The following is a 25973-nucleotide window of genomic DNA, read 5'->3' on the forward strand; positions in this document are numbered from 1 at the left end:
AGGAGAATCACTTCACGGGGTGTTTGTCGAGGTGGAAGGGATAAGGGGGCGTCTCGGCACAGCCCCACGCAAATGCGGCGGCAAGGAGTGGGACAGTTGTACTCACGAATCGCTCTGCCCTGGAGCCTGCCTTCGTCAGCCAGCACTGATAGTGCATCAGGAAGGTCGGATCCACAGCGTCCGACTCTGAGATTCTGCGGCCGTCGAGGGTGTGGAGCGACCAGCCAGCTTCTGTGAGGGTCGCGACCAGATCGCTCAGCCGGTAGTTGAGGAACGTGGGACTCTCGGGTGAGGAGTCGGCGGAGATCTCGCAGGCGATCAAGGGCGCGTGGTCCCGCAAGAGGTCGGTCGCTCCGCGGAGTGTCGAGAACTCGGCCCCCTCGACGTCGATCTTCACGAAACTGGGTACCGCCCTGTGTGCGAGCAGGGCGTCCAGGGAGGTCGCTGGAACGCGCACTTCCTCGTAGGTCGCCGCGTCCTCACGCTTGAAGACCGACCCCTCTTGGTCCCGGGCCTGGTGTCGATAGAAGACCACGTCGCGCGTCTCGTGATCGCCTACGGCCGCGTTCACCACATCTATCCGGATGGTCGAGAGCGAGGCTCCCTTCTCCAAGTCGGCCGCCAATGACGGGTCTGCTTCGACAAGCAAGAGGGACCCGCTGGCCCCGAGGCGGGTGGCAAGGACCCGTGCATGCTGGCCGTGGTTGGCTCCCAGGTCGACGACGAAGTCGCCTGGCTCGATCCACGCTGTCGCAGTGGCAAGCATGAATCGTTCGACGTGGGAGTCTGCTCCAGGGAGCGGTCGCGCCATCGCGCGCCAGAACATCTCGTGCGGAGTCAGATCAGGAGCAAACTCGGGAGAGCGCTCGGTCATGGCGGCACCATCAACTTCCAGTTATCGGCTCTTCGGCCGGCGGTCAGCCGACAACCTACCCGGGGTTGGGGCCCGGTGCCGCGCGTCCGAGGTGACCCGAGGTCGGGGCGACGCATGTCGATCGAGCCTTGAGGCAGCCGGCCCCGCCCCTTGCCGTCCGTGCCCAGTCTGAGCGTGCAGCCGCTCCCCATGACGCTCCGCGCCATTGCTCAAGATCAGGGCGGCCGACAAGCGGGCCCGCACGGTCACACTGCCAGTGCCCGACAACCGGTTCCGTGGAGTTGGCAGGGCGTCCCGCGAGCGTGGCATGGCCCAGTTGACTGCGCGCCTCCCTTGGCCGGGCGTATTCACGGCCTGGCCGAGCGCGCAGCTGCACGGTGCTCTACGAACTGCGAGGAGTCGAGCTGAGACACGTGCCACTGCCCCAGTTCAGAACGTCTGCGCCATTCTTCGACAAATGCCTGCCTTTCACTCCACGGAAGGCGCCAGACTCGACCGTCGACGCCTTCACGCCCCATCGGCGGAGTCACGTCGCAGGGTGCTTGTCGAGGTGGAAGGGATAGGGGGGTGTCTCGGTCGAGGCCCACGCGAATGCCGAGGCCAGCAGCGGAACGATCGTCGTCACGAACTGCTCTGCGCGGGAACCCGACTTCGCCAGCCAGCACTGGTAGTGCATCCGGAACTGCGGATCGCCCGAGTCTGGTCCAGTGATCCGCCGCCCGTCCAAGGCGAAGAGCGACCAGTTGGCCTCTCCCAGGGTCTCGATGAGCTCGAGCAGCGTGTAGTTGAGAGACTCCGGGCTTTCGATCTCGGAGTCGAAGGAAACCTCACAGGCCACCAAGGGCGCATGGTCCCTCAGGAGCCCGGCCGCCCCGCGGAGGGTCGAGAACTCAGCGCCTTCGACATCGATCTTCACGAAGCTGGGCACCGCTCTCCCCGCGAGTAGGGAGTCAAGCGAGGTCGCGGGCACCCGGAGTTCCTGATAGGTCGTCCCGTCCTCACGCCTGAACAGGGACCCCTCTTGGTCCCGTGTCTGGTGTCGGTAGAAGACCACCTCGCGCGAGTCGGGGTCGCCCACGGCTGCGTTCACCACCTCGATCTTGATGCTCGAGTGCAGGGCCCCGTTCTCCAGGTCGGCTGCCAATGACGGGTCCGCTTCGACGAGCAGGAGGGAGCCGCTGCGGCCGAGGCGAATGGCAAAAACCCGTGCGTGCTGCCCATGATTGGCGCCCAGATCGACCACGAAGTCGCCCGGCTCGATCCATGTTGTTGCGGCAGCGAGCATGAATCGTTCGATGTTGGAATCCGCGCCAGGAAGCGGGCGTCTGATCGAACGCCAGAACATCTCGTCCCGGGTGATGTTGGGAGCGAACGTCGGCGGACGATCGTCCATGGTGGCGCCACCATCCTTCATGGATCTCGCGTCTTCGGCTGTCACGTCCATGGCCAACGTACCCGCAGCCCGGGCCTGGGACGGCACCGCCCTACGGGGCAGGGTGAGCTGAGACTTATGGTACGAGAGCGAGTCTACCGCTTCTTCCACAACCGTCAGTGCCGGCACTCTGAACGGCTGCCAGCACGATCACCGATCATGATTGCCCGTGAATCGGGAGCCTGACCCGATGGGACCCGACGCGCACCAGCGATTCGAACGAACCGGGCCAGATGGGCCTGGGCGCATTCTCCGGTGGAGGACCTCGCCGTCAGTTCCCGGTCGCCGGGTGGCGATGAAAGATGAGGCGGTTGAGTAGAAGGAAGTTCCATCCGGCGATCAGAGCCATGCAGCCCGCCTTGGAGATCCACGGCTGCAGTCCGGCTTCGACCAGCCCGTGGATGATCAGTGAGGACGCCAGGACATTGATGAGTGCGAGTGTCGCGTACGCACCGAACTGGCTTCCGATCGGAAGCGTGTGATTCCCGGCGAACGACCACAGGCGGTAGCCGGCGAAACTGGTTGTCATCCCGACGGCGAAGCTCAAGACGTTGGCGACGACGGGGTCCATGCCGAACATCACCAGGACCTGAAAGGTCACCAGTTCCAGCAGTGCTGCGCCGCCACCGACCACGAGAAACCGAACCACAGGCTTTGCAGACATGATCCAGAGCATAGGGGAGGCGACCCCAGCGGGCTCGGCCCCGCCGGGCACGGCACGGTGGGCGGGTGCCCCTGTCAGGGGCGACACGTGCCTCGGCCGCCGGGCCGGCGGGCTGGTCAGCGTTGAACGGCTGTCGTCGCGTGGATGTGGCACAAGATCGCTCAGCTGGGGCTCGGGCCGCGGGCCCCGGAGACGGCGGAGGTGCTCCCCCACCGGGGAGACGGGCCTGCGGTCAGACGGTGGAAACGGGGACCGTCGACGCGGAGAGCACCGCCTGCGGCGTCCAGCATCGCGGTGTCTCGCGTCGGGTAGCATCATCGGCGGGCCGCAACGCCCGATCGGACGACCGTCGGGGTCGTGCACCTGACGAGCAGGGGGTGAGCATGCGGTACGGCTTCATCCTTGCTGGGGGCACTGGGACGAGATTGCGGCCATACACATTCATCCTTCCCAAACCGTTGATCCCTCTGGGCGGGGAGTCGATCATCGAGCGGGTGCTCAGATCGTTCCGGGATGCGGGCCTGGAGCAGGTCGCGATCAGCCTCGGCTATCTCGGGCACCTCGTTGAGGCCGTCATCGGCGATGGCTCCAAGTATGCGGTGCAGGTGAGGTACACCCGCGAGGACGAGCCCATGGGTACGGCGGGCGCGCTCAGCCTCATGCCGTTCGATGTCGCGGATGATGACGTGGTCCTGGTCATCAACGGCGACACGCTCACGTCTCTCGACATGCGTGAGCTGCTGCACTGGTTCGAGGGTGTTGGTGCTGACGCCGCAATGGTGTGCGTGGAGCGTGAAGTCAAGATCGACTACGGCGTGGTGATCGCTGACGAGGACGGCAATCTCCTGAGCATCCACGAGAAGCCGTCGACGCTCAACCTGTTGAGCACCGGCATCAACGTCATCAGTGGCAGGGCGCTGCGGAAGTTGCCTCCCAACCGCGTCGACATGCCTGACTTCTTGATGCGCCTGGCCGCCGACGGGGGCCGAGTGGTCTGCAAAACCGTGCCGGACCTGTGGATGGACCTCGGGCGGGTAGAGGACCTTGCGGCGGCGAACGACTTGATCGAGCGCGGGCTCATATGACCGAGATCGTCCTGGTCGGTGCATCGGGATGGTTCGGCCAACACATCCGCGATCGCGTACCGGACCTGATTGCGGTGTCAGCAGAGGCAGTGCTCACGAGTCGCGGCGACGTTGTGCGACAGCTGCTCGTCGGGCAAGACCGGGTTGTCGTCAACGCTGCGGGATCGCGCAAGGGCACCCGGGAGATGATGCAGCGGCTCAACGTCGACCTCCCCGAGGTCCTTGCTCAGCAGATCAACCGGTATGGCGGCCACCTGGTCCATCTGGGATCGGCCGCGGAGTACGGGACGAGTCAACCGGATGGTGTTTGCGATGAGCGGGGCGTGGAGGCACCCGAGACGGACTACGGACGTACAAAGCTGGTAGGCACGCAGCGCGTCCGCGAGCTGGGTCGCACGACTGTGTTGCGTGTCTTCAATGTGGCTGCGTCCCCTCCTCAGCCTGGCAGCCCGCTGGCAGACATCGCCGAACGGGTGCGGTCGGCGATTGCCTCAGGAGCCGATGTGGAGCTGTTGTCGGCTGGCACGGTCCGTGACTGGGTGCGGCCGGAATTCGTGTGCGAGAGCATCGTGCACGCCGCGGTCCATCGGCCTGTCGGCGTCTTCAACCTCTGCTCGGGCAACGGTGTGCGCATAGGAGACGCCGTCCAGATGGCGCTGGTGCTCCTGGGGGCGACTGTGCGGGTCAATGACCTCGGGGCGGCACCACCAACGATCGTGATCGGCAAGCCAGACCGCTGGAGCGCGATCTCGCGGATGAGCGAGCGGATCACGGTGTCGGATGTCGCTGGCGTCTTGCGTACAACTGCTTCCGGCTCCGCGTCGGGCACTTCAGACGGGGAAGGAGTCTCGTGGAAGCCTTAGGTCGCGATCTTGACGCACTCGGCCAGGCGGTGACTGGCCGGGCAGGATCAGTGTTCGAGCCCGCATTGTCCGCGATGTCTGAGCGGATCTTTCGGACCTATCACCGTTCGCGCATACTCATTACCGGGGGTGCCGGGTTCATCGGTGGCCAGACTCTGCGGCTGCTGCTGGCGCTGGAACCGGCGAAGGTTGTCGTCGCCGATACCTGGGAGAACGGTCTGGCGGAGCTGGTGCGTGACCTCCGGTCCGAAGGCGCCATCCGTGAGGGCACGATCTTTGAGCCCCGACTGGTCGATGTCACCGGACCGCTGATGGACCGGGTCGTCCGGGACGACGGGCCCTTCGATGTGGTCCTTGCCTTCGCCGCGGCCAAGCATGTCCGCACCGAACGAGACGCCGTGTCGGCGCTGCAGATGCTGAACGTCAACATCAATGGAACCCACAGGGCCCTGAGAGCGGCTGTCGAGAGCAATCCCGACTGCCGGCTCTTCATGGTGTCCACTGACAAGGCGGCCGATCCCTCCAGCTTGATGGGCGCGAGCAAGCGCGTCATGGAGGAGTTCGTCATGGGTGAGCTGCCCACGGTCACGACGACGCGGTTTGCGAATGTCGCCTTCTCCAGCGGTTCGCTGCTCGAGAGCTGGTTGATCCGACTCGGTCAAGGTCACGTCCTGCCCGTCCCGGCAGACACGACGAGGTACTTCGTCCGAGCACTTGAGGCGGGCCAGCTCTGCGTGCTCGCCTCTGTGGCCCCGCCGGGATCGATCGTCGTGCCGAGTGACGGGGCGGTCGATGCTGTGGAGCTCACTGTCGCCCTTGAGCGGACACTGACCTCCATGGGGCTGCCGTGGCGACAGGTCGAGCCCGCCGATGCGGCCGGGCACATCCGAGACACCTCATGCGTGCGTGTCCTGGTCACCGCACGGGACACCGCAGGGGAGAAGGCAGCCGAGTCGTTCGTCGGCTCTGCCGAACAGCGTCTGGCCTGGTTGCCCGCGGTGGACACGATCGTCCCGAAACCGCCCACCAGCGGGTGCGCGGAGGTCGCGCGCTGGGTCGATCTGGCCTGCAAGGCGGTACCAGGGCCCGGAGTCGACGAGATCATCGGGCGCATGCGCGCGGCGATCCCCGAATTCAGCCATGTCACGAGCGACCGTCGTCTGGATGACCGGATATGAGTGCAGCCACATCGGACGCCGCCGTGCCGGAACGAGGCACCCTCGACATCGTTGTGCCGTTGTTCAACGAAGCCGAGGGCATTGGCGACTTTCATCAAGCGCTCGTCGATGTGCTCGATTCGCTCCAGGGCCGGTACTCGTGGTCCGTGATCTACGTGATCGACCCCAGTCCCGACGGTACGGCCCAGCGCGTCCGTGAGATTGTCGATGCCGACAACCGTGTTCGGGCCGTCCTGCTCTTGCGGCGTGCCGGACACCAGATGTCGCTCGTGGCTGGCATGGAGCGCAGCACCGCCGACGTTGTCATCACGATGGACGGGGACCTGCAGCATCCGCCCGAGCTCATCCCGCAGATGCTCGACCTGTACGAGACCGGCGTGGACGTCGTCCAGACTGTTCGTGCCAGGACCGAGGGTCAAGGCTGGTTGGCTCGAGCCACGTCTCGGGGGTTCTACCACCTGATGCGGCGCCTCTCCAGGGTGCCGATGGTCGAGGGCGGCGCCGACTATCGGCTGATGTCGTCCAGGGTGGTCGGCATCCTGTGCCATGGGATTGTGGAGAGCGATCGATTCTTGCGCGGCCTGATCCCATGGCTCGGCCTGCCCACGGCGACGCTTGAGTTTGTCGCCCCGGCTCGGAGCGCCGGGCAGAGCAAGTACTCCTTCAGGCGCAGCGTGTCGCTCGCTGTCTCAGGCGTCGTGTCATTCAGCAAGGTTCCGCTCTACCTGGGCATCGTGCTGGGTCTCGTGGTCGGTGGTTTGGGGCTCGTGAGCGGCGTCGTGGCCCTCGTGATGAGGCTCGCGGGGGCGGAGATTCCCGCGGGCTGGACGACCCTGGTTGTGATGGTTGCCGTGCTGTCCGGCATGCAACTGGTCACCTTGGGGCTCATCGGGCTCTACCTCGGCGTGGTATTCGACGAGGCGAAGAAGCGGCCCCAGATTCTCGTGGCTGAGGTCGTGACCGGTCGGTCGACTCGGGAGCCTGCACCGCCTTCTGGGCGAGGCAGCGGTCTTGCAGGCCCTAGGTCGCCCCGTGGCGCGGCTGCTCCAGGACCCGTGGGGTCCGGCGTGTCACATCAGCACGAGGTGAGCAATTCTCCTGTCCCAGACTAGCGATCGCCTCATGCTCGGCCGCGCGGCGACCGGCACATGTCGCCCTACCGGAAGTGTGGTGCCCGCACGCATGGCTGAGCATTCGGCAACGGCATCAGGACCCGGTCGCCAGCTCGCGTTCTCCAGTGGTGTCGGGCAAGGGCTCGCCGGCGCTTGGCGCGAGGCGCGGATGTGCCTGAGTCCGAGCTGGATCGAAGCTGGGTTCGTGGCCCTGATGGTGCTCGGAATACAGATACTCATGTTCTCGGGCTATTATCGGGGACTCACCAGCCCCACGGGCGACTTCCTCGCGTCGTACAACACGGAAGTATTCGCGTGGTGGCGCGACGGTGGAATTCTGAGCCCACCCGACTGGATGCCCTATACGTGGGGCGGCTTTCCGGCGGCGGCACAGGTGCAGAACGGCGGTTGGTACCTGCCCACAGGTCTCATGTCCGGGCTGACCCCCTATGACATCCGAGCCGCATCAGTGCTGCAGGCTCTGCACGTGGCGGTCGCGGGGGTCGGCGTGTATGTGCTGGCGCGGCGCGGCGGATTCGGCCGACTGGCGGCATCATTCGGGCTGGTCGCGTACTCGTTCACAACCGGCTTCTACACGGAGGCGCCGTACCCGGACATCGTTCGAGGATTCGCGCTTCTCCCGTGGCTCCTGCTCTGCCTGTCCCCCCTGTGGCCCTGGGCCAAGTGGTGGTCGACCCCGGTCGCCGCGCTCCTGCTGTGGCAGACCGCGGTGGGGGTCTATCCGGGAGTGCTCATAGCCATCGCGTACTCGGGTCTCGCCTGGCTTGCGGCGTGGCAGTTCGCGCGTAGACCTCCGTTTCATCGGTTCCTGCTTCCCCTCCTGGGCGCTGGAGGTGTTGCCGTAGCCCTGTCGATGCCGAAGTACCTCCCACAGCTCGGTCTAGGCACTATCGGACGTGGCGCTGTGGAGGATCTCACGGTGCTCAATCCAACGACGCTGGCGACCCTCGTGCTGCCGGGGTACCCGGGCATGCCCGGCATCTTCTCCCTCAACCTCCTCTTCGTCCCGGCCGCCGCCGTGTTGCTGGCGAGCCTGATCTGGCTGAGGCGGCCGATCGTGCGGGTGGCTGCGGTGACCATGGCCTGGGCACTGCTTCTGGCGGTGCCACAGAGCCCCCTGCGGTCCGTCGCGGCGTTCCTGCCTGGCGCCGACGCGAGCCGGTTTCGGTTGAACGACTACCTGCCGATCCTGTTCCTGGTGGGCGTGATCGGCGCGATGTCGGGGCTGGAGCGACTCCATGGGTTCCCAGGCATCGGGTTTCGGGAGCGCAGTCCCTTCGTGCGGGTTGTCATCCTCGCCATGCCGCTCGTACTCGCTGTGCGCATGTTGGTCTATGGAGAGTTCACGTCGGGCAACTGGTTGCCGACGTTCGTCGTCCTGGCGGCGACCACGCTGTTCACGATCGCAGCGGTCCTCGTGCCGCGACGGGCTGGACGGCTCATCGTCTGGCGATGGGCTCTGTCCGGTTCGCTGATCGCGCTCGCCTGCGCGTCCGGGGTAGCCCATGCTGGCACCGTCAAGGACCTCTGGGGCGCCGACACCGTGGCCGCCCAGAGAAGTATCTGGGGAGCGATGTCCGGCGAGCTGATCGAGCATCGGATCGAGCAGACCGGGGTCAGGCGCCCGGAACGCATCGAATACCCCACGGGAGCGCAGGCCGGCGAGTTCGGATCCGAGAGCTACCTCTCAGGGTTCTACACCGGGTCCTCGTCGGTCGGGGGCTATTTCAGCGTCCATCAGTCCGCGTCATACATCGGGGCGGGCATGGCGATGAGCGATCCGGTATCCGGTGCGGACGCACGAGCGTTCTGGGCCGCCGCTGGTGTCCTGATTCCCGCCGGTGCGACGGTGAGCGGCCTGCCGGCGACGGAGGATGTCGACCTGTGCGTCGCTACGAACGAATGCGGAGGTATCGCCGTGGAGCCGATCGCATATTCGGCCGGGCACTACACCTATTCGCTCGACTCCGAGACCACGCAGATCGTTCTGGCGAACGAAGCGTACTATCCCGGCTGGCAGGTGCTGTTGACAGACGAGGACGGTTTGTCGCACACCGTTGAGCCTCGGCTGGGTCCCGCTGGGGCCGTGGAGTTCGATGTCCCGGCAGGGTCCTGGCGGGTCTCGATGCGGTACGAGACTCCGCTCGAGGGCCCAGCGAGGCTCGCCTTCGATCTCGGACTTCTTGGGCTGACTGTGCCGTTGGCGTGGAAGGTGAACGTGTGGAGGCGGCGCAGATCGTCCGTGCCCCGGATCTGACTGCCCCGCCCTCGACGACCTGCGGGTCCAGGGCAGGCAAGGGGCCGGTCACCATCCCCGAGTCACCATCAGCGCGGGCACCGCGCGAAGCAGCGACCGCCCTACATGGTCGAGCCCGCTCGTACCTGCCTGGCTAGGATCGAGCCGCCCCCTTGCTGACAGGACGTCCATGAAGGTCTTCATCCAGGTGCCGTGCCTCGACGAGGAGCACACGCTCCCGGCCGTCCTCGCCTCGATCCCTACCCGGATCGACGGGGTGGACGAGATCGAGATCCTGGTCATCGACGACGGGTCGACCGACCGCACCCTCGAGGTCGCACGGGCCCACGGTGTGACGCACTTCGTGCACCACACCCGGAACATGGGACTGGCGCGGTCCTTCCGGGACGGCATCGACTACGCCCTGGCGCACGGTGCGGACATCGTGGTCAACACCGACGGCGACAACCAGTACCCGCAGGACCGGATCGGCGACCTGGTCCAGCCGATCCTGGCCGGTGCGGCGGACATCGTCATCGCCGACCGCCAGACCGGCACGATCGCGCACTTCTCGCCGTTCAAGAAGGCCATGCAGCGGTTCGGCAGCGCCATCGTCAATGCCGCCGCGAGCACCGAGCTGCCGGATGCGGCGAGCGGGTTCCGCGCCTACTCGCGGGCCTCGCTGCTGCGGCTCAACGTCGTGACGCAGTTCAGCTACACCATGGAGACGATCATCCAGGCCGGCAACAAGCGGCTGCGGATCGCGAGCATCCCGGTGGTCACGAACGCCAAGACACGCGAGTCGCGGCTGTTCACGAACATCTTCCATCACATGGCGAAGTCCGGGGCCGCGATCACCCGCAGCTACCTGATGTTCAAGCCGCTCGTCGTCTTCGTGACCCTCGCGGCGTTCTTCGGCATCATCGGCGCGATCCCGCTCATCCGATTCGTCGTGCTGTGGCTGGCCGGTGGGGACACCGACGGCCACCTCCAGTCGCTGCTGCTGGGCTCGATCATGCTCGTCTTCGCGCTGCTCTTCGTCGCCCTCGGTGTGCTCTCCGACCTGCAGCGGATGAACCGCGTGCTGCTCGAGGAGCAGCTCGAGCGGATCAAGGAGATGCAGTACCGCCGCTGACGGTCACCGGGCGGTCGTCTCGAGGTCACCGGCCCGCCGCAGCGGCCCGGTACGCAGCCACCGTCTGCTCGGCGGCGCGGTCCCAGGTGAAGTCCTCGGACCTGCGCAGGCCCGCCGCGCCCAGGGCGTCGTGCTCCGGTCCGACGGCGCGCAGCATCCCGCCGGCGATCTCGGCCGGGTCCTCCGGCGCCACCAGGACTCCCGTCCCGCCCACCACCTCGGCCATCGACGTGCCACGCGAGGTGACCACGGGGGTGCCGACGGACATCGCCTCCAGGACGGGCAGGCCGAAGCCCTCCCGGGTCGACGGGAAGCAGAACGCCGTCGCGGCGGCGTACGCGACCCGCAGGTCGTTCGTACCGAGCCAGCCCACCTCGTGCACGCGGGCGGCCCAGGGGCCGACGTGGGTGGCGTGGTCGGTCTGGCCCCAGCCCGGCGGCCCGACCAGGACGAGGTGCAGCTCCGGGTCCGCCTGCGCGGCGAGCGCGAAACCCTGCAACAGGCCCGCGAGGTTCTTGCGCGGCTCGAAGGTGCCGCACCACAGCACGAAGCGCTCGGGCAGGTCCAGCCGCGCCCGGAGCGCGGCGATCTCGGTCGCGTCGACCGTCCACCGCGGGGCGCCGTGCGGCACGACGTGCACGCGGCCGGCGTCGATCCCGGCGCCGATGCAGTCGTCCGCGGTGGCCTGCGAGGGGACGATCACGGCGGCGGCCTCGTCGCGCGTGCGGTCCAGCGCCCGGGTGAAGAAGCGGACCCCACGCGGGGTGAAGTGCTCCGGCTCGTGCAGGAAGGCGACGTCGTGCACCGTGACGACGAGTGGGCGGCCGGTCGGCGGGATGGCCCAGGTCGCGGCGTGCACGACGTCGAGGTCGCGCACGACCCACTCGGGCCGGGGCGCCGAGAGCCAGTTCCACGCCCGGTACAGCGGGTAGCGCGGCAGGCCGAGCGAGCGCACCGGACCGCTCGGGGTGTGGTCGGGCAGCGGCGGCGTGCGGTGCCACGCGGACAGCCCGGTGGTCCGGACGTCGTCGCGCCGCTGGAGCGCGGCCAGCAGGGCGACGATGTAGCTGGCCGAGCCCCCCGGGACCCGCTGCCAGCACTGCTCGACCGTCATCGCGACGTGCAGGCGGTCCGCCGGTCGACGGTCCGCGCCGGCCCGGTCGGCGGCGGTCATCGGCTCGGCCCGGTGGCCGGTGCGCGAGCGGCGTCCGGCACGAGCAGCGCGGCCGGGACCGACCGGGGGACCGAGGCAGAGCGGTCCACGGCCCGACGGCGGCGCAGCGCCCACGGCACGCGTGCGGCGGCACCCAGCACCGCACGGGCACGACGTTGGCGGTCGGGGCCCAGCACGACCCGGCCGCAGGCTCGCACGGTGGCGCGCAGCACCACCGACCAGGGCGCATGCACGAGGGCGACGAGCAGCCGGTTGCGCTCGTTGTGGTCGAGGAAGAAGTCCGACGACGTGCCGGACGACGCCGCATGGTCGTGCACCGTGACGGCACCCGGGACGTGGCGCACCGACCAGCCACGTCGGCGCAGCCGCCACGAGAGCTCGGTGTCCTCGTAGTACATGAACAGGGACTCGTCGAGCAGGCCGACGTCGTCCAGGGCCGCGCGGCGCAGAGCGGCACAGCCCCCGTTGAAGCCGAACACCCCGGCCGGGGCGTCCGGGCCGTCGGCACGGTGCAGCCAGTCGCGGTCGCGTCCGTTGCCCGAGGTGGTGACCTCGTTGCCGGTGCTGTTGAGCAGGGTCGTCCCGCCCTCGGTGACCCGGGACCAGCGGGTGCCGTCGTGCGCGACGAGGGTGGCCGCGCCGGTGTCACCCGCCGGGCCCGCAGGTGCGGGCGCGAAGGAGCCGCTGAGCAGCACCCGCCCGGTCGTCGCACCCAGCCGCCCGGCACGATCGGTACTGTCGGCACCGTCGTGGCGGAACGGCTCGACCAGGGTGACCAGGAAGTCGGGCCGCGCCACCGCGTCGTTGTTCAGCAGCACGACGACCGACCCGGTGGTCGCCCGCACCCCGGCGTTGACACCCCCGGCGAAGCCGGTGTTGGTCGGCAGTGCGACCAGGTGGACGTCGGGCGCGGCGCGCAGCGTCTCGACAGTTGCGTCGGCCGAGCCGTTGTCGACCACGACGAGCTCGACGTCGAGTTCGTCGGTGCGCTGGCCGCGCAGCGAGTCGAGGCAGCGGAGCGTGAGGTCCAGTGCGTTCCAGGTCACGACGACCACGCTGACCGTCAGGCGGCTCACGGCATCGGGCCGGGCACCGGCATCGGCTCGCCGTCGGCGACCTCCGCGGGCCCGTCGGCGACCTCCGCGGGCGCAGGGATGCGTGCGGTCGAGGCGAGGAGCACGCCGTAGCCGGCGGTCGCCAGCAGCCCGAGCAGGACGACCAGGGGCAGCGGCAGCGGTGGCAGCCACGCGTCCGGCTCGATCGAGAGCCAGGCGCCGAGCTCGCCGTTGACGTACCGGTGAAGGTTCTCCCCGAAGGCGAGCAGCTGCACGGCGGCGACGACGCCGGCGACCACTGTGGCGAGCGCGACGCCGAGGTCACGCGGGACGTCGCCGAGCCGACGGGCCAGCACGTAGCCAGCCAGCAGGGGCAGCCCGATCGCGACCGGCAGAATGTACCGGCCCTGCCAGATGATGCCCAGGTAGCGCGCCTGGGAGGCGTGGATCACGATCGGCAGCACGAGGCTGAGACCCGCGACGAGCACCAGGGCGGTGCGCTCGCGCCACGTGCCGGCCGCCAGCGCGAGCAGGGTCACGACCCCGGCGCCGGCCGCGAAGGCCATGTAGACCCAGGTCTCGAGGAAGGTGTCCATCCAGCCGAACTGGCCGACCATGTTCACCACGTAGTTGTTGGTGGACAGCACCGAGATCTTGGCGGCGCCGGCGAACGTCAGGTTCGGGTCGATGACCTCCCCGCCCGAGCCGAGCGAGTTGGAGCCGAGCACCCAGCCTGCCGCGGCGACGCAGGCCACGCCGATCACGGCGAGCGACGGCCAGGCGCCGCGGGTCCGGACGACGTCGACGAAGGCGGACCACGGCGAGACGAGCAGCACGACGGCGACGATCACGGCGCAGTACAGCAGGGACAGACCGCGCGCGTTGACCAGGAACGTCGCCGACACCGCGATCCATGCCATCCGGTGCACGGTGCGACCCGGGTCCGGGTGCCGCAGCAAGGTCAGCAGCTGGCACCACAGGGCGAAGGCCGCGGCGATCTCGACGGCAGCGGGGTTCACCGTCGAGGTCAGGAACACGACCATCGGGGTCAGCGCCCCGGCGACCCCGAGGATGCTCCAGGCGGGTCGCGGCGCCTGCGCGAGGGCCCGCAGCCCGAGCGCGAGCAGGAAGGTGCACAGCGCGGCGGAGATCAGCCGCATCGCGTAGAGCACGCCGTCGCCGGGGGGCAGCAGTGTCGGCAGGCCGACGATCGCGTAGTACAGCGGGTTGTAGCGCCCGGCGGGGGTCACGGAGACCGCCTCGGCGTCGAGCTCCTCGACCGGCTCCGGGTCGCACACGCCGGTCGCGTCGGCGTCGAACATGTAGCAGACCGGGTAGGCGGTCACGAGGTTGTAGAAGTACGGGACCTGCACCTCGCTGCCGCCGGCGCCGTCGGGCCCCAGCAGCTGGCCGCGGACCACTGACGCCGCCTTGACCGTGTGCGCCGGCTCGTCGGGCGAGGCCATCAGCGGGTTCCCGAGGATCCAGGCGGTCGCGAGCAGCATGAGCGCGGCCCAGGCGCCCCAGAAGACGCTCCGCTCGTCGAGCGACGGTCTGGTCATGCGTCCTCGCCGGCGGTGGCCTCACCCGGCTGTGCGGGCGGCAGGTGGGCGGGCTGCCGGTGGGCAGGTGGCTCGTGAGGATGCAGCTGGTGGGGGTGCGGCTCGTGGGGGTGCGGCTCGTGCGCCTCGGCGAGCAGGCGGAGGTCGAGCCGCAGGAGGGCGATCTCCTCGGCGAGCGTGCGGGTCTCCTCCTCGAGGTTGGACACCTCGGCGCTGAGCTGGATGGAGACCGACAGCAGGATGACGATGGCCAGGGCGAACACGAGGTTGGCCGGGGTCTGCACGCCGACGAGGTCGGACAGCCAGAACGCCAGCTGCGGGAAGGCCCCGAGCAGGACGACGGCGACCGTGAGCAGGATCCACAGCGCGGCGTACTTCTCCCGGATCCGGCGGGTGCGCAGCAGGAAGAGCAGGGCCACGACCAGCAGGGCGCAGACCACGAGCGCTGTCACGTAGACGGTCATCCGGCCACCTCCGTCGGCGTCTCGGCCGGCGCGTCGGACGGCAGTGGTGCCGTCGGCCGGGACAGGGCGATGACGAGCGCGAGGGTCGCCCGGGACAGGAACACCGCGGCCTTGAAGGGTCCGTGCGACGGCTGCCCGCCGGCCCGCGGCCGCATCGCCACCCCCACCTGCCGGATCGTCAGGCCCGCGCGGGACGCGATCACCAGGGACTCGATGGTGTCGCCGAGGTACTCGGCGGGGTAGTTGGCGGCGAACAGGCGGATCGCACGGCGGTCGGCCGCCTTGAAGCCGGAGGTGGTGTCCGTCAGGCGCGTCCCCGCGACCCGCGACAGGACGGTGGCGAGCAGGCGCATGGACCACCGGCGCGGCCCGCGGGCCGCATAGTCACCGACACCGGCGAACCGTGCGCCGATCACGACGTGCGCGCCCTGGGCGGCCATCTGCTCGAGGAGTCGCGGGATGTCGGCCGGGTTGTGCTGGCCGTCGGCGTCGAGCTGCACCGCCGCGTCGTAGCCCTTGCGCAGCGCGTAGGTGTACCCGGCGCGCATCGCACCGCCCACCCCGAGGTTGATCGGCAGGTCCAGGACCAGCGCTCCGGCGGCCCAGGCGACCTCGGAGGTGAGGTCGGTCGAGCCGTCGTTGACCACCAGGACGTCGGCCGCGGGGACGGCGGCGCGCAGCTCGGCGATCACGGCAGGCAGCGTCTCCTGCTCGTTCCAGGCGGGCACCACCACCAGCAGCCGCGCGGGGAGGGCGGAGGGCATGGGCGGCACTCTACCGCCGGGCCCCACGCTGCCCGGAGCGCCGCGCGCCGGGCGGGTCAAGGGTGCTGCGCGCCGGGCTGGTCGGTACGCGCAGCTCCGGACCCGCCGGTCCGCAGCGCGTGACGCACCGCGGCGACGTGGACGAGCACGCCGACGAGCGGACCTGCGCCGAGGCTGGCGATCACCCGTCCCTCCAGGGTGCCCGGGAGCAGCAGCACCGCCGCGGAGCACACCGTCGCGACCAGCCAGCCCGCGGCGTAGGCGCGATGACGGCCGAGGGCCAGCGTCGCCGCACCCGTCAGGGTCAGCAGGGCCAGCGCCGCGGCGGTGAGCGTCAGGGCGCCGAGGACCAGCGGCTCCACCCGGTACTCGGGTCGGATCAGCGCCATCAGCCACGGCCCGACGAGCGCCGCGGCGACGGCTGCGACGAGACCTGCCGCGCCGATGATCGACGCGAGCCGGACGAGCGGCCGTGCACCCTGGTCGCGGTGGTTCAGGAAGTGCGTGATGGCGACGCCCTGGTAGGCGTTGAGCGGGATGAGCAGCGGTGCGCGGGTCAGCGTGACGGCGAACAGCAGGGGAGCCGCCAGCGCGTAGACGTCCGACGGACTGGTGACCTTGAGCAGCACGGGGAAGCCGACGACCAGGGCCGCGCTGGATGCCGCGCCCACCATCGCCGCCGCGCTCGCGGCCACGAAGCGTCGGCCGTCGACGTCGGCCCGCTGGTGCCACGTGCTGCGTACCTGCGGGACGAGGCTGAGCAGGAGCCAGGTGCCGGCGGCCGCCGCCGTGGCGACGGCGAGCCCGGACGACGTCGCGCCGACGACCGCGACACCGAGCACGAGCAGCAGCCTGACCGTCGCCTCGGCGCCGACCAGCCGGGAGTACCCGACCCACAGCCCGCGCCCGGCGAGCGCCCCGGCGACGGTGGAGTGCCCGGCGAAGGCCAGGACGGCGACGGCGACGACTGCGACCAGCAGCTGGGGCGCCGGGCCGAGCACCGCGGTGGCCCACAGCGGCGAGGTCAGGGCGATGCCGCCGGCCAGCACGCCGCCGACGACCAGACCGAGCGGCAGGATGCGCGCGCCCGACGGTCCCGGCGCGTCCGGCGCGGGGTCCTGGGTGTGCTCGACGCCCTGCGTGCGCTCGACGTGCACCGACCGGGTGACCTCGCTCTGCAGGCCGCCGAGCGTGCCGAAGAAGAAGAACAGCAGGCCCCAGAACGCGAAGAAGTTGGCGTTGTCCGCGAGGCTGAGCACCCGGGCCGCGACGAGCAGGACGAGCATCCCGGACCCGGCGGCGACGATCGAGGCGACGCCGACACCGGTGGCGCCACGGGCGGTGATCCCGGCCCCGTCGGTCGCCGGCTGCCGGGCCTGGGCCCCGGTCACGTGGCCCGTCCCGCGGCGGCCAGGTACGCGTCCTCGTGCGCCGCCGCGCACGAGGCCCAGGTGAACCGCGTGACCTGGTCGAGCCCGCGCCGGGCGAGCTCCGGACCGCGCGCCAACGCCTGCGTGACGCCCGCGGCGACGGCCGCCGGGTCGTGCGCGTCGAACAGGACGGCGGCGTCCCCGCAGATCTCGGGCAGGGAGCCGGCGTCGGAGGCCGCCACCGGGCAGCCCGAGGCCATGGCCTCCAACGGCGGCAGCCCGAAGCCCTCGTACAGGCTCGGGAAGACCAGGCAGGCAGCGGTCCGATACAGCTCCCGGAGCTCGGGCAGCGGGACCAGGCCGCGGACGTCGACCCAGTCGGGCAGGGTGCCGAGGGTCTCCAGCCGACCGCCGGTCAGGACCAGGCGCAGGCCCGGCTCGTCCTTGCGCAGCAGGCGGACGGCCTCGACCAGGACGCCGTGGTTCTTGTGCGCCCAGGCGCGCGCCGGGTAGAAGAGGAACCGCTCGCGCTCGCCGAGGTGGGGGGTGTAGGCCGTGGTGTCGACGCCCAGGTGGGCGACGGTGATCCGCCCGGGGTCGATGCCGAGCCGGTCGACGATGCTCTGCTTGGCGAACGCGCTGATCGTGATCACGCCGTCGGCCCGACGTGCCGCGTGGTCGTAGTACCGGCTCCGGTACAGCCGGTCGGCCCGGGAGAACAGGTGCGGCAGGTCGAGGTGCTGCACGTCGAGCAGGCTCTGCACGAACGCCGCGTCGCGTGGCGGCCAGGGCACCGGTGCGGTGAAGGGGAAGTGCACGACGTCGGCCGGGCGCATGGACCGGTGGATCGCCCGGCGGTGCCACGCCGCCTGGACGATCGTGCGGACCCGGTCGACGGTTCCCGCGCCGCCGGCGACCCCCTGGGCGACGTGCTCGTCGAGCCCCGGGCTGAACCCGGCGCCGATCTGCGCGACGTACGCGGTCGCTGCGACCCGCGTCGAGCCGGCCAGCCGGCGGGTGAGCTCGCGCGCGTAGGTCTCGCTCCCGCCCATGCCGCCGGGGACCAGCGTGAGCATCGAGACCGCGACGCGCAGCCGCCCGTCGTCCACCGCACCCGCCACGTTCCCTGCCTCTTCCGTCCCGGCGACCGTCGGGTCGCGCGTGCTCAGCGGCCCTAGTCTGGCCCATGCAGCCCACCCGACGCCCCGGAGGTCATCCCGCGATGCCGCTCGACATCCTCCTGCCGTTCTGGGGTGACCCCGCGCTCCTGCGCGAGACGGTCGCCAGCGTGCTCGCCCAGCGCAACGGCGACTGGCTGCTGACGGTCGTCGACGACGCCTACCCCGACGAGTCCGTCGGCCCGTGGCTCGCGGGCCTCGACGACCCGCGCGTGACCTACGTCCGCAAGCCCGTCAACGAGGGCATCACGGCGAACTACCGGACGTGCGTCTCGTTGGCGACCCAGGACGTCGTGGTGATCCTCGGCTGCGACGACGTGCTGCTGCCGAGCTACGTCGACGTCGTGCTGGCCGCCCACCGCGCGTTCCCCGATGCCGCCGTGATCCAGCCCGGCATCCGGATCATCGACGAGCACGGCACCGTGGTGCTCCCGCTCGCCGACCGGGTCAAGCTGCAGCTGCTGAGGCCACGCAGCCGGGTGCGCCGACTGCTGGTCGGTGAGTCGCTCGCGACGAGCCTGCTGCACGGTGACTGGCTCTACTGGCCGTCGCTCGCCTTCCGCCGTGAGGTGCTGGCGGCTACCGAGTTCCGCGACGGGATGCCGCTGATCCAGGACCTCGCCATCGTGATGGACATCGTCACGGCCGGCGGCTCGCTGCTGCTCGAGCCGACGACGTGCTTCCACTACCGCCGGCACGGGGCCAGCGCGTCGTCGGCGACCCTGCTCGACGGCACGCGGTTCCGCGGCGAGCGCGCCTACTTCGAGCTCGCGGCCGGCCAGGTCGCGGCGCTCGGCTGGCGGCGTGCCGAGCGGGCCGCGCGCCTGCACCTCACGTCGCGCCTGCACGCCCTGACCCTGCTGCCCCGCGCCGTGCGCGACGACCGCCGGCGGATCGGCGTCCTGCTGCGCCACGCCCTCGGCCCCGCACGACCCTGACCACCAGCGATACTCGTACTCGGCCATCTCTCGTCGGGATGTACGCACCCCGACGAGGGACGGCCCCGAAGACCCGTGCCGCGAGCCCAGGCTCGACCTGCCGAGAGGACGACAAGTGACCCACCCCGACGACGCACCCGCCGACCGACCCGCACGGGGCACCTGCCTGGTGACCGGTGGCGCCGGCTTCATCGGGACCGCGATGTCGGCCGGGCTCGCCGAACGCTTCGACCGCGTGGTGGCGCTGGACAACCTGCACCCGCAGATCCACCCGACCCCCGAGCGGCCCGCCGACCTGGACGAGTGGGTCGAGCTGGTCGTGGGGGACGTGACCGATCCCGCGGTCTGGGACGGGCTGCTGGCCGACGTGCGGCCCGACGTCGTCGTGCACCTCGCGGCGGAGACCGGTACGGGTCAGTCGCTCGCCGAGTCGACCCGGCACGCGATGACCAACGTCGTGGGGACCACCCAGATGCTGGACGCGCTGCTGCGGCACTCGGCGCTGCCCCGGCGCATCGTGCTGTCCAGCAGCCGGGCGGTCTACGGCGAGGGCGCCTGGCGCCGCGGGTCCGGCGAGGTCTACCACCCCGGCCAGCGCACCGCGCAGATCCTCGAGCGTGCCCAGTGGGACTTCCCCGACGCCGTGCCGGTCGCGATGGCCGCCGCCACGACCACGCCGGCCCCGGTCAGCGTCTACGGCGCGACGAAGCTCGCGCAGGAGTCCGTGCTGAGCGCCTGGGCGCAGTCGTTCGGCGTCGAGCCGGTGATCCTGCGGCTGCAGAACGTCTACGGGCCGGGTCAGTCCTTGATCAACCCGTATACCGGGATCATGTCGCTGTTCTGCCGTCTGGCGAAGGCCGGGGAGTCCATCCCGCTGTACGAGGACGGTCAGGTGCGCCGGGACTTCGTCCTGATCGACGACGTCGCACGGGCGCTCGTCGCGGCGACCACGGCGGCCGCCCCCGGGACGACGCCGATCGACATCGGTGCGGGGGAGGACCAGACCATCGCCACGGCGGCGGAGCTGATCGCCGCCCACTACGGGGCGCCCGCACCGCACGTGACAGGTCAGTACCGGCAGGGCGACGTGCGGCACGCCTGGGCGGACGTCAGCCACGCGGCTGAGGCCCTCGGCTGGACGCCCCGGTACTCGCTCGCCGAGGGCATCACGCGCCTGGCGACCTGGATCGACGCGCGGCAGGACTGACCGGTGCCGGTCAGCCGCTGACGGCGGCTGTCACCGTGGGCACAGCCGGCACGTTCGGCACAGCCGGCGGAGCTGTCACGGTCGGCACGGTCGGCACAGCCGGCACCGCCGGTGGGCGGCCGTGCGTGCGGCGCGCCCGGCGCATGATCGGGCGCTCGATCAGCAACCAGCTGGCGATGGCGAGCGGCACCGTGCAGGCCAGGGCGACGACGTCGTACACGAGCAGGCCCTGGTTGTGGATCCCGGTCAGCACGAGCAGCTGCTGGACGGGGAAGGCGTAGATGTACACGCCGTAGGAGATGTCGTGCCGCTGGATGGTCCTCGGCGAGGGCACGACCGAGCCGATCCACAGCAGCAGGTAGGCGATGAACGGGGCCGTGAGCTGGGCGCCCCAGCCGTCGAAGGCCCAGATCGCCCCGAGGACGACGGTGACGCTCAGCGCGGCGCCCGCCCAGTGCAGCGGCAGCCGGTGCCGCAGGAGCTGGACGAGCGCGCCGCCCAGGAACAGGGGCAGCAGCTTGAGCAGCAGCTGGACGTCGAGGTTGCCGCCCACCAGCGGTGCGACCAGGCGACCCCACAGCGCGTGCCCGGCGACGGTGGCGAACCAGACGACGCCGATGGCCAACGGTGACCTGCGCACCCAGCCCACGACGGCGAGCGCACCGACGATGAGGTAGGCGAGGAACTCGTAGTAGAGCGTCCACAGCGAGCCGTTCCACGCACCCGGGTAGGGCACGCCGGCAGGTGTCCCGGCGATCTCGTAGGAGTTGACCCGCAGCATCGCGTTGCTGAAGACGAAGTTGATCGGCGTGGTCGGGCCGGTGGTGAAGTAGCCGGCGAGCGAGCCGTTCACGTGCCAGTAGCCGATCGGCCCGAAGACGACGGCCATCACGACGAGGCAGACCAGGAACGCGGGGAAGATCCGCGCGATGCGGTGCACGAGGTAGGTGCCCAGCGAGTTGGACCATCGGCTCGCGGTGATCAGGTAGCCGCTGACGGCGAAGAAGCCGAAGACCGCCCACCCGCCCAGGTTCTCGCCGTCGATGTGCGGCCCGAACTCGCCGTTCGGGCTCTGCACACCGGCGATGTAGTACGCGTGGGCGACCAGCACCATCGTCGCCAGGACGAGCCGGATCAGGTTCAGGCTGTTGCGGCGCGGGTCGAGCTGGTGGCCGGTCCAGCGCCACAGGCGGGCCTCGGGCGCGCCGCCCGGGAAGACCGACTGCCGGGTCGGCGCGGCCTCCTGCTCGGTGGCGGCGGTCATCGGCGCTCGAGCCGCTCGGGAGTGCACATGGTGGACAAGTGTGCGCCATGGACCGGCCGACGCGCAGCAGCCGGCCACGCCGGTCGTCGCCGACCTGCCCGCCACGCGAGGTCCGATCGGAAATGTCACCTCACAAGTCGGGCGGTTCCGGCCGATAGACATGGCAGGCTGACGGCGGCCGTACCGGGCCCATCAGCACCACCACGAGGAGCGCCATGCGTCAGGAACGAACTGCCGACGGACTCGACCGCGCGCACGGCGCGGGCAGCCGCCGGGGCGCACGCGCCGCGGGCACCGCGACCCTGGCCCTGGCGCTCCTGGTCCCCGCCGGGAGCACGGCGTTCGCGACCGACTCCTCGGACCCGGTCCTGACGGTCGACGGCACCGTCGTGCTCTTCAGCGTCGACGACCGGACGCCGAGCACGGAGCCCGTCGCCAGCGGTGAGGGACTCGCCGTCGAGGAGTACGTCGAGATCGACGGAACGCTCTACGCGCTGCCCGACGGCGGTCCCGAGCTGGCCGGTGGCCAGGACCTGACGATCACCCTGGAGGCCGACCCGGGCCTGACGACAGACGAGGCGGTCGCCGCGGCGTTCGCGCCGAACGACCCCCGCGCCGCCCTGCTCGACGTCGTCGAGGGGCCCGCACCCGCACCCACGGCGGACCTGTCCGCCGGCCTGACCGGCGACATCACGGCGCACAGCCTGGTGATCCTGCCGGTGTACTGGACGGCGACCGACGGGACGACAGTCGCGCAGCTGCAGACGACCGCCGCGGGTGTCGCGAGCTACTGGGAGGGGCAGAGCGGCGGCCGGATCGACATCCAGCAGAGCGTCCGTGCCTGGAAGCCGATCGCCGCACCGGCCAACTGCGCGGATGACGAGTACATCCTCAACGCGGCATGGAACGCGCACGGCCAGCCCGCAGTCAGCCCGACGCAGCACATCATGGTCTACTTCCCGGACACCCTGGGCTGCCCGTACGCGGGCCGCGGTTCGATCGGTGACGGCTGGGTCCTGATCAGCGGCGCCAACGAGGTGTACGTGATGGCCCACGAGTTCGGCCACAACCTGGGCCTCGGCCACGCCAGCACGCTGACCTGCTGGTCGGGCTCCACACGCGTCACGTACTCCGAGACGTGCTCTGCCGTCGAGTACGGGGACAACACCGACATCATGGGCCAGGGCAACTGGGGTCTGGCGCCGGGCAACCTGAGCACCGGGTTCGCGACCCTGCTGGGCTTCGCCGACGCCGCGGCGTACTCCGGGGTCGCCACCACGACGCCCGTGGAGATCGCGCCGATGTCCAACACCGCAGCGCGGCGGGCCGTCACCGCCCCGTTCGGCTCGGCCGCCGTCTTCTTCGAGTACCGGCCGGCCGTCGGCGTCGACGTGCAGGAGCCGGGCTGGGCCGGTGTCCAGGTCCGCGTCCTCGCTGACGACAACCGAGGGGTGCCCTACTCCTACCTGCTCGACATGCAGCCGGCCAGGGGTGAGTTCGTCGCGGCGAACCTGCCGGTGGGTGTCTCGTGGGCCATCCCCGGGACCGCCATGGCCGTCACGCCGGCGAGCACCGGCGCGACCGCCGTGCTGAACCTGAGCCCGACCGGTGAGGCGGCGCTGCTCGCGCGCTACGTCACCAAGGTCTACCAGGACCTGTTCGAGCGTTCCCCGGACCCGTCCGGGCTGCAGGCCTGGACCACGGCCCTGGCGACCGGCACCCCGAGGGTCGCGGTCGCGAACGGCATCACCTACAGCGACGAGTACCGCGGTCGGCTGATCCGCGAGTCCTACCGGACGTACCTCGGCCGGGAGGCTGACACCGGCGGCCTGAACGGCTGGATCGACTCGATGCGCTGGGGCACGACCTTCCAGGAGATGGAAGCTGGCTTCCTCGCGTCCGACGAGTACTTCGGCCAGTCGGGCAGCTCGAACGCCGAGTGGGTCCGGCGCCTGTACTCCCACGTGCTCGGTCGGGCTGCCGGCGACGCCGAGGTCCGGGGCTGGGTCGAGGCGATTGCGAGCGGCAAGACCCGCTACGCGGTGGCGATGGGCTTCCTGATCTCCACCGAGCACCTGACGACCGTCGTCAACGGCCACTACGTGCACCTGCTGAGCCGCGGCATCGACCCGACCGGTGCGGCGGGCTGGGTCAGCGCGATCCAGAACGGTCACCGCGTCGAGGAGATCATCGGCGGGATCATCGCCAGCGACGAGTACTACAACCAGCCCTGACCGGGCCGTACCCGACGCCGCCACGACCGGCGGCGTCGGGTACGCACCTACGATCTGACGGTGCGACTCCTCCTCGACGCGACAGCCATCCCCGCCGACCGCGGCGGGGTGGGCCGGTACGTCGACGCCCTGCTGCCGGCGCTCGCGGCGCAGGGCGTGGACCTCGTCGTCGCCTGCCAGGAGCGGGACGCAGCCTCGACCTCGGCCCTCGTCCCGGGCGCCGAGGTCGTGGCGACTCCTGGCACCGCCGCCCGGCGTCCGGTGCGGATGGCCTGGGAGCAGGTCGGCCTGCCCCGCCTGGTGCGCTCGACCCGGGTGCAGGTGCTGCACAGCCCGCACTACACGACACCCCGGTACGCGGGCGTCCCGGTGGTGGCGACCCTGCACGACGCCACGTTCTTCAGCCACCCCGAGCTGCACTCGCCGGTCAAGGCCCGATTCTTCCGGGCCGCCATCAGGTCGGCGGTGCGACGAGCCGCGGCCCTGGTCGTGCCGTCCGCCGCCACGCGCGACGAGGTGCTCCGCTTCGCCGGCGGGCAGCCCGAACGCTTCCACGTGGCCTTCCACGGTGTGGACACCGAGGTGTTCCACCCGGTGGGCACCGCGGAGCAGCAGCGGGTCCGCGCATCCCTCGGGCTGGGCGACCAGCCGTACGTCGCCTTCCTCGGCACGCTCGAGCCGCGCAAGAACGTGCCCGCGCTGATCAGGGCCTGGGCCCAGGTCGCGGACCGGCTCGACGACCCGCCGGCGCTCGTCCTGGCCGGCGGTCCAGGCTGGGACGACGCCGTCGAGCCCGCCGTCGCGGCGGTCCCGCAGGGCCTGCGGCTGGTGCGGACCGGCTACCTGCCGCTCGACGACCTCGCGGGCTTCCTGTCCGGGGCGCAGGTCCTGGCCTACCCGAGCCTCGGCGAGGGGTTCGGCCTGCCGGTCCTGGAGGCGATGGCGTGCGGGGCGGCCGTGCTCACGACGCGCGAGCTCTCGCTGCCGGAGGTCGGCGGCGAGGCGGTCGCCTACTGCGGGACGGACGAGCAGAGCATCGCCGCCGGCCTCGGGGCCCTGCTCGTCGACGCGGACCGGCGCGCGACGCTCGCTGCCGCGGCCGTCGCGCGGGCCGCCGGCTTCACCTGGCAGGAGGCCGCGCGGGTGCACATCGAGGCCTACGAGCAGGCCCAGCAGCAGGCCTGAGACGACCGTGGCGGACACGCCGCCAGACCTGGTGGACGCCCACGTCGAGGACGAGTGGTTCTTGGCCCAGACCCTGCGGCACCTCGTCCTGGCGACCGACGCCTGGCTGCGCGGTGGGATCCTGCGGATCCAGCAGCCGTTCCACGAGATCGGCCAGATCTTCACCGGGGCGGCCGAGATGGGCTTCGACATGTCGGTCTTCCGCGTGGACCCGCCGGCCCACGAGGAGATCCTCGCGGTGCGTGCCGAGCGACAGCGGCTGGTGACCGACTTCCTGGCCACAGCCACGGCGGAGCTGCTCGCGGAGGAACGCGAGAACCCCTGGGGCCGGCGGTGACTGGCGTCCCAGCGTCGGTGACTGCATCCGGGTGATCTTGGAAGAGGAGTGGGCGCACCTGCGCTACATCCGACGGGATCTCGCTCGTCTGCGTTGAGCCGGACGGAGCCGGCCAGGACGAGCGTCCGCTCATCAGCTTGCTTCGGTGGGGAGCGCCACGTGGAGGTACCTCGAGGACAAGGACGGCACCAGCACCACGATCGCTGACGCTGAGGAGCGCACCCCACGGACCGCGCTCTACCTCGTAGAGGCTCCCGGTCGGGTGGAGGTCCCCGACCTGTGGAGTGGGCGCATCAGATGCTGCCGGAGCGACGGGCCTGACACTCCGCCGCCTCGCCAGTGGGGCCGGGATCCGGGTGGCCCGAATGCACCCGCACATGCTGCGCCGCACCTACGTCACCACGATGCTCGACGCCGGTGTCGACCTGCGTGATGTGCAGATCGCCGCCCGGCACGCCGACCCGCGCACGACCATGCGCTACGACCGAGCGCGCACCACCCTGGACCGCCACCCCAACGACATCCTCGCCGCCTACATGGCCTCCGGAACCTAGCGGGCACTCACACCAATCGTTGGTGCTGGGGTGTTGGCAGATGGTACCGCGGGCGGTACCATGTTGTTGCCGTCTGTAGCGAAGATC

Annotated in this window: 23 protein-coding genes; 12 read left to right on the plus strand and 11 right to left on the minus strand. The window is 70.4% G+C overall.

Features of this window, described 5'->3' with window-relative positions:
- Positions 1-7: 7 nt before the first annotated feature.
- The 3 genes from K415_RS0113700 to K415_RS24340 form a co-directional block, all read right to left on the minus strand.
- The gene (locus K415_RS0113700; RefSeq protein WP_081785045.1) at positions 8-874 is read right to left on the minus strand and encodes an FkbM family methyltransferase; all 867 of its coding nucleotides are present in this window, start codon (positions 872-874) and stop codon (positions 8-10) included.
- Positions 875-1400: 526 nt separating this feature from the next.
- Positions 1401-2318, minus strand: coding sequence for an FkbM family methyltransferase (locus tag K415_RS0113705; RefSeq protein ID WP_155859469.1), 918 nt, complete (start codon positions 2316-2318; stop codon positions 1401-1403).
- Between the two features lie 259 nt (positions 2319-2577).
- Positions 2578-2970: a GtrA family protein gene (locus K415_RS24340; protein ID WP_197024736.1), complete on the minus strand. Its 393-nt coding sequence runs from the start codon at positions 2968-2970 to the stop codon at positions 2578-2580.
- A gap of 383 nt (positions 2971-3353) precedes the next feature.
- Here K415_RS24340 and K415_RS0113715 point away from each other — a divergent pair, with 383 nt between their 5' ends.
- The 6 genes from K415_RS0113715 to K415_RS0113740 all read left to right on the plus strand — a co-directional run bounded on the left by K415_RS0113715 (position 3354) and on the right by K415_RS0113740 (position 10600).
- Complete coding sequence (locus tag K415_RS0113715) at positions 3354-4055, plus strand: sugar phosphate nucleotidyltransferase (RefSeq protein ID WP_034662972.1); 702 nt, start codon at positions 3354-3356, stop codon at positions 4053-4055.
- A complete protein-coding gene (locus K415_RS0113720; RefSeq protein WP_024287619.1) occupies positions 4052-4918 on the plus strand; it encodes an NAD(P)-dependent oxidoreductase in 867 nt (288 codons plus the stop codon). Before K415_RS0113715 ends, K415_RS0113720 begins: the two co-directional genes overlap by 4 nt.
- Before the next feature lie 50 nt (positions 4919-4968).
- Positions 4969-6096: a polysaccharide biosynthesis protein gene (locus K415_RS22900; RefSeq protein WP_024287620.1), complete on the plus strand. Its 1128-nt coding sequence runs from the start codon at positions 4969-4971 to the stop codon at positions 6094-6096.
- A complete protein-coding gene (locus K415_RS0113730; RefSeq protein WP_024287621.1) occupies positions 6093-7208 on the plus strand; it encodes a glycosyltransferase family 2 protein in 1116 nt (371 codons plus the stop codon). The genes K415_RS22900 and K415_RS0113730 overlap by 4 nt, the downstream gene beginning before the upstream one ends.
- A gap of 70 nt (positions 7209-7278) precedes the next feature.
- Positions 7279-9486 carry a hypothetical protein gene (locus K415_RS0113735; protein WP_155859471.1) on the plus strand — a complete coding sequence of 736 codons (2208 nt, stop codon included), beginning with the start codon at positions 7279-7281 and terminating at the stop codon, positions 9484-9486.
- A 169-nt stretch (positions 9487-9655) separates the two neighbouring features.
- Positions 9656-10600, plus strand: a complete 945-nt coding sequence (locus tag K415_RS0113740) for a glycosyltransferase family 2 protein (protein ID WP_024287623.1) — start codon at positions 9656-9658, stop codon at positions 10598-10600.
- Positions 10601-10625: 25 nt separating this feature from the next.
- Here the strand turns inward: K415_RS0113740 and K415_RS0113745 are convergent, their stop codons facing one another.
- From K415_RS0113745 to K415_RS22905, 7 genes are read right to left on the minus strand one after another with little or no spacing between them, the layout of a single operon-like run.
- Positions 10626-11774: a glycosyltransferase family 1 protein gene (locus tag K415_RS0113745; protein ID WP_197024737.1), complete on the minus strand. Its 1149-nt coding sequence runs from the start codon at positions 11772-11774 to the stop codon at positions 10626-10628.
- Positions 11771-12850 carry a glycosyltransferase family 2 protein gene (locus K415_RS0113750; RefSeq protein ID WP_024287625.1) on the minus strand — a complete coding sequence of 360 codons (1080 nt, stop codon included), beginning with the start codon at positions 12848-12850 and terminating at the stop codon, positions 11771-11773. Before K415_RS0113750 ends, K415_RS0113745 begins: the two co-directional genes overlap by 4 nt.
- Positions 12847-14391 (minus strand): DUF2142 domain-containing protein, encoded by a 1545-nt coding sequence (locus K415_RS0113755; RefSeq protein WP_024287626.1) that lies wholly within the window; start codon positions 14389-14391, stop codon positions 12847-12849. The genes K415_RS0113750 and K415_RS0113755 overlap by 4 nt, the downstream gene beginning before the upstream one ends.
- Entirely contained in the window at positions 14388-14855 is a 468-nt protein-coding gene (locus K415_RS0113760; RefSeq protein WP_024287627.1) for a DUF2304 domain-containing protein, read from the minus strand. Before K415_RS0113760 ends, K415_RS0113755 begins: the two co-directional genes overlap by 4 nt.
- Positions 14852-15619, minus strand: a complete 768-nt coding sequence (locus K415_RS0113765; RefSeq protein WP_024287628.1) for a glycosyltransferase family 2 protein — start codon at positions 15617-15619, stop codon at positions 14852-14854. The genes K415_RS0113760 and K415_RS0113765 overlap by 4 nt, the downstream gene beginning before the upstream one ends.
- Before the next feature lie 56 nt (positions 15620-15675).
- Positions 15676-17010: a hypothetical protein gene (locus tag K415_RS0113770; RefSeq protein ID WP_024287629.1), complete on the minus strand. Its 1335-nt coding sequence runs from the start codon at positions 17008-17010 to the stop codon at positions 15676-15678.
- On the minus strand, positions 17007-18110 hold the full coding sequence (locus K415_RS22905) for a glycosyltransferase family 1 protein (protein ID WP_024287630.1): 1104 nt from the start codon (positions 18108-18110) through the stop codon (positions 17007-17009). Before K415_RS22905 ends, K415_RS0113770 begins: the two co-directional genes overlap by 4 nt.
- A gap of 101 nt (positions 18111-18211) precedes the next feature.
- Here K415_RS22905 and K415_RS0113780 point away from each other — a divergent pair, with 101 nt between their 5' ends.
- Together K415_RS0113780 and K415_RS0113785 are read left to right on the plus strand one after the other, a co-directional pair.
- Positions 18212-19105 (plus strand): glycosyltransferase, encoded by an 894-nt coding sequence (locus K415_RS0113780; protein ID WP_024287631.1) that lies wholly within the window; start codon positions 18212-18214, stop codon positions 19103-19105.
- A 115-nt stretch (positions 19106-19220) separates the two neighbouring features.
- Positions 19221-20312 (plus strand): NAD(P)-dependent oxidoreductase, encoded by a 1092-nt coding sequence (locus K415_RS0113785; protein WP_024287632.1) that lies wholly within the window; start codon positions 19221-19223, stop codon positions 20310-20312.
- 10 nt (positions 20313-20322) lie between these two features.
- Here K415_RS0113785 and K415_RS0113790 read toward each other — a convergent pair whose 3' ends face one another.
- Positions 20323-21576, minus strand: a complete 1254-nt coding sequence (locus tag K415_RS0113790; protein WP_024287633.1) for an acyltransferase — start codon at positions 21574-21576, stop codon at positions 20323-20325.
- 215 nt (positions 21577-21791) lie between these two features.
- On the opposite strand from K415_RS0113790, the gene K415_RS0113795 reads away from it, so the two are divergent.
- The 4 genes from K415_RS0113795 to K415_RS0113810 all read left to right on the plus strand — a co-directional run bounded on the left by K415_RS0113795 (position 21792) and on the right by K415_RS0113810 (position 25886).
- Positions 21792-23810 carry a DUF4214 domain-containing protein gene (locus tag K415_RS0113795; RefSeq protein WP_024287634.1) on the plus strand — a complete coding sequence of 673 codons (2019 nt, stop codon included), beginning with the start codon at positions 21792-21794 and terminating at the stop codon, positions 23808-23810.
- A gap of 60 nt (positions 23811-23870) precedes the next feature.
- Positions 23871-24995 carry a glycosyltransferase family 1 protein gene (locus K415_RS0113800; RefSeq protein WP_024287635.1) on the plus strand — a complete coding sequence of 375 codons (1125 nt, stop codon included), beginning with the start codon at positions 23871-23873 and terminating at the stop codon, positions 24993-24995.
- A gap of 7 nt (positions 24996-25002) precedes the next feature.
- Positions 25003-25332, plus strand: a complete 330-nt coding sequence (locus tag K415_RS21975; protein WP_197024739.1) for a DinB family protein — start codon at positions 25003-25005, stop codon at positions 25330-25332.
- 284 nt (positions 25333-25616) lie between these two features.
- Positions 25617-25886, plus strand: a complete 270-nt coding sequence (locus K415_RS0113810) for a site-specific integrase (RefSeq protein ID WP_255347146.1) — start codon at positions 25617-25619, stop codon at positions 25884-25886.
- Positions 25887-25973: the final 87 nt, after the last annotated feature.

It is taken from the genome of Cellulomonas sp. KRMCY2 (assembly GCF_000526515.1).
Lineage (GTDB): Bacteria > Actinomycetota > Actinomycetes > Actinomycetales > Cellulomonadaceae > Actinotalea.

What these genes read in the sequence shown, in the direction of transcription:
- K415_RS0113700 (WP_081785045.1), bottom strand. Translation starts at nt 874, where the DNA reads ATGACCGAGCGCTCTCCCGAGTTTGCTCCTGATCTGACTCCGCACGAG.
- K415_RS0113705 (WP_155859469.1), bottom strand. Translation starts at nt 2,318, where the DNA reads ATGGACGTGACAGCCGAAGACGCGAGATCCATGAAGGATGGTGGCGCC.
- K415_RS24340 (WP_197024736.1), bottom strand. Translation starts at nt 2,970, where the DNA reads ATGTCTGCAAAGCCTGTGGTTCGGTTTCTCGTGGTCGGTGGCGGCGCA.
- K415_RS0113715 (WP_034662972.1), top strand. Translation starts at nt 3,354, where the DNA reads ATGCGGTACGGCTTCATCCTTGCTGGGGGCACTGGGACGAGATTGCGG.
- K415_RS0113720 (WP_024287619.1), top strand. Translation starts at nt 4,052, where the DNA reads ATGACCGAGATCGTCCTGGTCGGTGCATCGGGATGGTTCGGCCAACAC.
- K415_RS0113730 (WP_024287621.1), top strand. Translation starts at nt 6,093, where the DNA reads ATGAGTGCAGCCACATCGGACGCCGCCGTGCCGGAACGAGGCACCCTC.
- K415_RS0113735 (WP_155859471.1), top strand. Translation starts at nt 7,279, where the DNA reads ATGGCTGAGCATTCGGCAACGGCATCAGGACCCGGTCGCCAGCTCGCG.
- K415_RS0113740 (WP_024287623.1), top strand. Translation starts at nt 9,656, where the DNA reads ATGAAGGTCTTCATCCAGGTGCCGTGCCTCGACGAGGAGCACACGCTC.
- K415_RS0113745 (WP_197024737.1), bottom strand. Translation starts at nt 11,774, where the DNA reads ATGACCGCCGCCGACCGGGCCGGCGCGGACCGTCGACCGGCGGACCGC.
- K415_RS0113755 (WP_024287626.1), bottom strand. Translation starts at nt 14,391, where the DNA reads ATGACCAGACCGTCGCTCGACGAGCGGAGCGTCTTCTGGGGCGCCTGG.
- K415_RS0113760 (WP_024287627.1), bottom strand. Translation starts at nt 14,855, where the DNA reads ATGACCGTCTACGTGACAGCGCTCGTGGTCTGCGCCCTGCTGGTCGTG.
- K415_RS0113765 (WP_024287628.1), bottom strand. Translation starts at nt 15,619, where the DNA reads ATGCCCTCCGCCCTCCCCGCGCGGCTGCTGGTGGTGGTGCCCGCCTGG.
- K415_RS0113780 (WP_024287631.1), top strand. Translation starts at nt 18,212, where the DNA reads ATGCCGCTCGACATCCTCCTGCCGTTCTGGGGTGACCCCGCGCTCCTG.
- K415_RS0113790 (WP_024287633.1), bottom strand. Translation starts at nt 21,576, where the DNA reads ATGACCGCCGCCACCGAGCAGGAGGCCGCGCCGACCCGGCAGTCGGTC.
- K415_RS0113795 (WP_024287634.1), top strand. Translation starts at nt 21,792, where the DNA reads ATGCGTCAGGAACGAACTGCCGACGGACTCGACCGCGCGCACGGCGCG.